The organism is Serratia sp. (in: enterobacteria) (genome assembly GCF_046715635.1).
GTDB lineage: Bacteria > Pseudomonadota > Gammaproteobacteria > Enterobacterales > Enterobacteriaceae > Chania.
In genome coordinates this window covers 1-5,646 of sequence record NZ_JBKJYW010000207.1, presented here as the reverse complement: position 1 = coordinate 5,646, position 5,646 = coordinate 1, and the positions used below count along the sequence as shown (strand labels likewise).

Here is a 5,646-nt window from a genome sequence, read left to right as displayed (position 1 = left end):
GATAACGCCGCGCATGTTCCGGCTTCAGCCCTACCCGCTCCAATAGCCAGGCGACCCGTTTTTCAGCCTCCGCCCCACGAGCAACATTGTGCACCAGCAACGGCTCCATGATGGAGAAACCAACGGTGAGCCGTGGATCCAGGGAAGCGTAAGGGTCTTGAAAGATAAACTGAATATCACGGCGCAAATGCTGTAAGGCGGAGCCTTTCAAACGGTTGATCTGTTGACCGTTGAAGGTAATGGTGCCGCGTTGGCTGTCTACCAGCTTTAACAGTGAGCGGCCGGTGGTGGATTTGCCACAGCCGGATTCGCCGACCAACCCCAGTGTTTCACCGGGATAGAGGTCGAAGCTGATATTTTCCACCGCATGCACACGGCGCGTGACGCGGTTGAGAATGCCGCTGCGCAGATCGAAGCGCGTGACCAGATTTTCTACCTGCAAGATCGGCGAGGCTCCTGCGGGTATGGTGTCTTGCGGCTGGTCGTTATCGTCAACGCCCGCTAACGGAAATTTTGCCGGGAAGTCTTTATCTGCCATCGCGCCCAATTGTGGCACGGCGGCCAACAAAGCCCGAGTGTAAGGCTGCTGTGGAGCGGCGAACAACGAGCGCACTTCCCCCTGTTCCACCTTTTCGCCTTGATGCATCACCAATACCCGATCGGCAATCTCCGCCACCACGCCCATATCATGAGTAATGAAGATCACCCCCATCTGCATTTCCTGCTGCAACACGCGGATCAGTTGCAGGATTTGCGCCTGAATGGTGACGTCCAGCGCGGTGGTGGGTTCATCGGCAATCAGCAGCGCCGGTTTGCACGACAACGCCATGGCAATCATCACCCGCTGGCGCATCCCGCCAGAAAGTTGATGCGGATAGCGGCCAAGGACGTTTTTGGCCTCGGGAATGCGCACCAGATCGAGCATACGCAGCGCTTCACGTTTGGCGCTGCGGTGATCCATCCCCTGATGCAGACGCAGAGATTCGGCGATCTGCTCCCCCACCGGAAACACCGGGTTGAGCGAGGTCATCGGCTCTTGAAAAATCATCGCCATATCGGCGCCGCGTAAGGTTCGCAAGGTGCTCTGTTTAGCCTTGGCCAGATCGAGCACCTGACCGTTACGCCGGCGAAAATGCATCGCGCCGCTGGTCAACTCACCGCCGCCCTGTTCTATCAGACGCATCAACGCCAGTGAGGTGACCGACTTGCCGGAGCCGGACTCTCCAACGATCGCCAGAGTTTCGCCACGGTCGACGTCGAAGTCCAGATGACGCACCGCCTCAATGACGTCGCCTTCTTGGCGAAATTGCACGCACAGATCGCTCACCGCCAGTACGCGCTCGGGCGGTAAAATCAACCCACGTTCTGCCTGTGGCTGGATGGCCGTATCGGTCATTTGCCCTCCCGGCAAGCGTTCAGCGGTAGATACCTACGGAAGGGGCATCGCCGACGTAGCCGAAACCGCGATACATTCCCTCACTGTTAAACGGTAGCGCGACGTTGCCAAAACGATCGATGGCGATCAGCCCGCCGCTGCCGCCCAGCGCCAACAGCTTGTCCATCACCACTTTATCGCAGGCCTGTTGCAGGGTTAGACCGGCATATTCAATCAGTGCAGAAACATCGTAGGCCGCGACGGTGCGCATAAAGATTTCGCCGGTACCGGTGCTGGAGACCGCCACCGTGGCGTTGTTGGCATAGCAACCGGCGCCAATAATCGGCGTATCACCAATGCGCCCTGCCGCCTTATTGGTCATGCCACCGGTTGAGGTGGCCGCTGCCAGGTTGCCCAAAGCATCCAGTGCTACCGCACCCACGGTGCCAAATTTGCGATCGGGATCCAGTGGGTCGCCGTTGAGCGCCGCCGCGCCGTCGTGATCGAGCAACACCCGACCCTGCTCTGCCTGAGCACGGTGCAGTTGGTCAAAACGCTCCTGGGTAAAGAAGAAATCGGGCTCGACCATTTCCAGGCCGTGATTGGCGGCAAATCTTTCTGCCCCTTCCCCGCCAAACAGCACATGAGTGCTATTTTCCAGCACCGTACGCGCGGCCAGCACCGGGTTGCGTATCCGGCTGACCCCGGCGACCGCTCCGGCATCACAAGTACGGCCATCCATCACACAGGCATCCAGCTCATGGGTGCCCTGGTGGGTAAATACCGCGCCTTTGCCTGCGTTGAACAGCGGGCACTCTTCCAGCAGCCTGACGGCCTCCGTTACCGCATCTAGTGCGCTGCCGCCTGCGGCCAAAATAGCCTGCCCGGCAGCCACGATGTCGGAAAGCGCCTGGATATAATCTTGTTCTTTCTCTGCACTCAATGCCGCACGGGTAATTGCGCCCGCGCCACCATGAATGGCAATCACTGGTTTGCTCATTGACCTGACACCTGTGTCTATCTGCGGCAATTCAAGCAGGTACCGCATGAAAATGGAGAGAGAATTATTATTTAGCCTTTTTCGACTATATTTAGCCCGGCAATCGATGTAAAGCACAAACTCGTCGCCAAGCATTAAGCGTAGCCTGCTTAGACTGTTTTGTGCATTCAAAGAGCTAAACGGTATAAAAACAGTGGGTTATCTGGCTTTGCATTTACCGCTGACAGCGTTAACCGGCCTATTGGCAACAGCAGGAAATAGCTCGGTTTGGCTCATGTTTAATTAGCGTTATCCCAAGCCGCTCTCCACTGTTTCCCGCTTACACGCCAATGAAAAATATTCAGAAACCCGATCCCGGTTGTTGCAGAAATTCCTGCTCCTCAACCGTAGATTCTCGGCCTAATATCTCGTTGCGATGGGGATAACGACCAAAACGATCGATTATGGCTTTATGGCGTATTTCAAACTCCAACTGGTCACCATTATTTAATTGGTGAAACAGCTCCAACGCCTGCTGGTGGATCAAGGCGGATTCGGAATGCATAAACGGCAAATAAAGGAAGCCGCGCTGCTCAACCGTTAAGTTTTCACATAACCCAGTGGCGATCGCTTCCTGGGCCAGCACCAGCGCCGTTCCGTCACAGGCAAAGGAGCGTGGCGTGTTGCGGAACAGGTTACGGCTGAACTGATCTAGCACGATGATTTCCGCCAGTCTTCCTTTGATGGTCGCACGCCAATGTGCCAGTTCTCCTTGGGACGCCGCCTGCCACAGTTGGCCAAAGCGGGTGTGCAGTACACGATCGAACTCATCGTCCTTTTTAAACCACATGACTGGGTCGATCTCTTCGAACCAAAAATCCAGTACGTGCTGGTGCATGGCTGTCTCCTGTTATTGATTTCAATACGTTAACCTGGTTTCTCCACCACGGCGTTATCTGCCATAATAGCCCTACTTTGCCGAAAAATTCGCGCACGCCGATTACGGAGTTTTGTTTATGGATCACTGTCATACTTCTGACCTCATTTCTCTTGAGCAGGCACTGGAGAAAATGCTCTCCCAGATCGCGCCACTGCAACAGAGCGAATCTATCGCCTTGACCAGCGCAGCCGGGCGCATTACCGCCACCCCGGTGGTCTCCCCTATCGATGTCCCGCCCTTCGCCAACTCGGCGATGGACGGCTATGCGGTACGTCTAAGTGACCTGAACGGCAACTCTCCGTTACCGGTAGCGGGTAAAGCCTTTGCCGGTGCGCCGTTTGCGGATGCCTGGCCTGCCAACACCTGCGTGCGGATCATGACCGGTGCCCCCATTCCGGCAGGTGCGGATGCGGTAATCATGCAAGAGCAGGCTGAAGTGACCGAGGCTGGAGTGCGTTTCAACGCCCCGGTAACCGCCGGGCAAAATATCCGTTTGGCGGGTGAAGATATCCTGCGCGGGGCGAGCGTGCTGCCCGCTGGGATCACACTTGGGGCCGCACAACTGCCACTGCTGGCCTCCCTAGGCGTGGCCGATGTCCAGGTGATGCGTAAATTGAAGGTAGCGGTATTCTCTACCGGTGACGAATTACAACCGGTCGGCCAGCCACTGCAAGCCGGCCAGATCTACGACACCAACCGCTTTGCCGTACGCCTGATGCTGGAACAGCTCGGCTGCACGGTGATCGACCTGGGGATTATTCGTGATAATCAGGAAGCATTACGCGCGGCCTTTATCCAGGCGGATAGCGAAGCAGACGTGGTGATCAGCAGCGGCGGCGTTTCCGTTGGTGAAGCCGATTACACCAAGCAGATGTTGGACGAACTGGGTAAAGTCAGCTTCTGGAAGCTGGCCATCAAACCGGGCAAGCCTTTTGCTTTTGGCAAGCTCCAGCACGCCTGGTTCTGTGGCCTGCCTGGCAACCCGGTCTCTGCGGCTTTGACCTTCTATCAACTGGTGCAACCGCTGCTGGCCAAGCTGGCTGGCCACTCCGAATGGCAACTGCCACCCCGCCTGAAAGCTCGCGCCCTGACGCCACTGAAAAAGTCGCCGGGTCGCCTCGATTTCCAACGCGGTATCTTTACCAGCAATGCCCAAGGCGAGCTGGAAGTGAGCACCACTGGCCATCAGGGTTCCCACGTGTTCAGCTCATTTAGCCAGGGTAACTGTTTTATCGTGCTGGAGCGCGAACGTGGCTCGGTGGCCGCCGGTGAGATGGTGGAGATCGAACCTTTCAATGCGTTGCTGAGGAACTGAACATGCTGCCGGAATTAACCGATGCACAAGCGCTGCGCTACAACCGCCAGATCGTACTACGGGGTTTCGACTTCGACGGTCAGGAAAAGCTGCAGGCGGCGCACGTGCTGATCGTTGGGCTTGGTGGGCTTGGCTGTGCGGCGGCACCTTATTTGGCTGCTGCTGGCGTCGGCCATCTGACACTGGTTGATTTCGACACGGTTTCCCTCTCCAACCTCCAGCGCCAGATCCTGCACCGGGATGATCGTATTGGTATGGCGAAAGTCGAATCCGCGCGTCTCGAACTTAGCGCAATCAATCCCCATATCCGTATTGATACCTTCGACACACCGCTGGATGACGAGCAAATGGCGGCGCAGATTGCCGCTTGCGACGTGGTGCTGGACTGTACCGATAACGTGGCGACCCGCGATCTGCTCAACCGCCTGTGCCATGCACAGCGTAAACCGCTGGTATCAGGGGCCGCCATCCGCATGGAAGGCCAGCTCAGCGTCTTTACCTATCAGCCGGAACAGCCCTGTTATCGCTGCCTGAGCAGGCTGTTCGGTGAAAACGCACTGACCTGCGTTGAGGCTGGCGTGATGGCGCCTTTAGTCGGCACCATCGGTACGCTACAGGCCATGGAGGCCATCAAGCTGTTGGCAAACTATGGCCAGCCTTTGGTGGGTAAGTTGTTGATGTTTGATGCGATGAGTATGCAGTTCCGGGAGATGAAGCTGCCGAAGGATCCGCTGTGTGAGGTGTGTGGTAAAGATGTGGCCCCTCACCCTAACCCTCTCCCAAAGGGAGAGGGGACAGATCGAGTTCGTTGATTCTTCTGCGTAATACCTATCGTTTTCTTACTCATCACGTTCCGCAGCAGTACGGGCTAATCAATCGCTCTGGACTGCTCCCTCTCCCTGTGGGAGAGGGGACAGATCGAGTTCGTTGATTCTTCTGCGTAATACCTATCGTCTTCTTACTCATCTCATTCCGATGCAGTACGGGCTAATCAATCGCTCTGGAGTGCTCCCTCTCCCTGTGGGAGAGGGTTGGGG

General features: G+C 56.7%; 5 protein-coding genes. 2 read left to right on the top strand and 3 right to left on the bottom strand.

From position 1 onward, the window contains the following. The 3 genes from ACLQ7H_RS10345 to ACLQ7H_RS10335 all read right to left on the bottom strand — a co-directional run. Positions 1-1,396 (bottom strand): ATP-binding cassette domain-containing protein (locus ACLQ7H_RS10345; protein WP_411752582.1); only part of this gene is annotated, 1,396 nt, incomplete at its 3' end. Between the two features lie 19 nt (positions 1,397-1,415). Further along, on the bottom strand, positions 1,416-2,375 hold the full coding sequence (locus tag ACLQ7H_RS10340; RefSeq protein WP_411752581.1) for an isoaspartyl peptidase/L-asparaginase family protein: 960 nt from the start codon (positions 2,373-2,375) through the stop codon (positions 1,416-1,418). Positions 2,376-2,715: 340 nt separating this feature from the next. After that, positions 2,716-3,252, bottom strand: coding sequence for a DUF924 family protein (locus ACLQ7H_RS10335; protein WP_411752580.1), 537 nt, complete (start codon positions 3,250-3,252; stop codon positions 2,716-2,718). 118 nt (positions 3,253-3,370) lie between these two features. Between ACLQ7H_RS10335 and moeA the strand changes: the two genes are divergently transcribed. Further along, on the top strand, positions 3,371-4,609 hold the full coding sequence (moeA, locus tag ACLQ7H_RS10330; RefSeq protein WP_411752579.1) for a molybdopterin molybdotransferase MoeA: 1,239 nt from the start codon (positions 3,371-3,373) through the stop codon (positions 4,607-4,609). 2 nt (positions 4,610-4,611) lie between these two features. Continuing rightward, positions 4,612-5,421 carry a molybdopterin-synthase adenylyltransferase MoeB gene (gene moeB / locus ACLQ7H_RS10325; protein WP_411752578.1) on the top strand — a complete coding sequence of 270 codons (810 nt, stop codon included), beginning with the start codon at positions 4,612-4,614 and terminating at the stop codon, positions 5,419-5,421. Positions 5,422-5,646 lie beyond the last annotated feature (225 nt).

Coding starts and splice junctions, on each gene's coding strand:
- moeB (WP_411752578.1), top strand. CDS start 4,612: ATGCTGCCGGAATTAACCGATGCACAAGCGCTGCGCTACAACCGCCAG.
- moeA (WP_411752579.1), top strand. CDS start 3,371: ATGGATCACTGTCATACTTCTGACCTCATTTCTCTTGAGCAGGCACTG.
- ACLQ7H_RS10335 (WP_411752580.1), bottom strand. CDS start 3,252: ATGCACCAGCACGTACTGGATTTTTGGTTCGAAGAGATCGACCCAGTC.
- ACLQ7H_RS10340 (WP_411752581.1), bottom strand. CDS start 2,375: ATGAGCAAACCAGTGATTGCCATTCATGGTGGCGCGGGCGCAATTACC.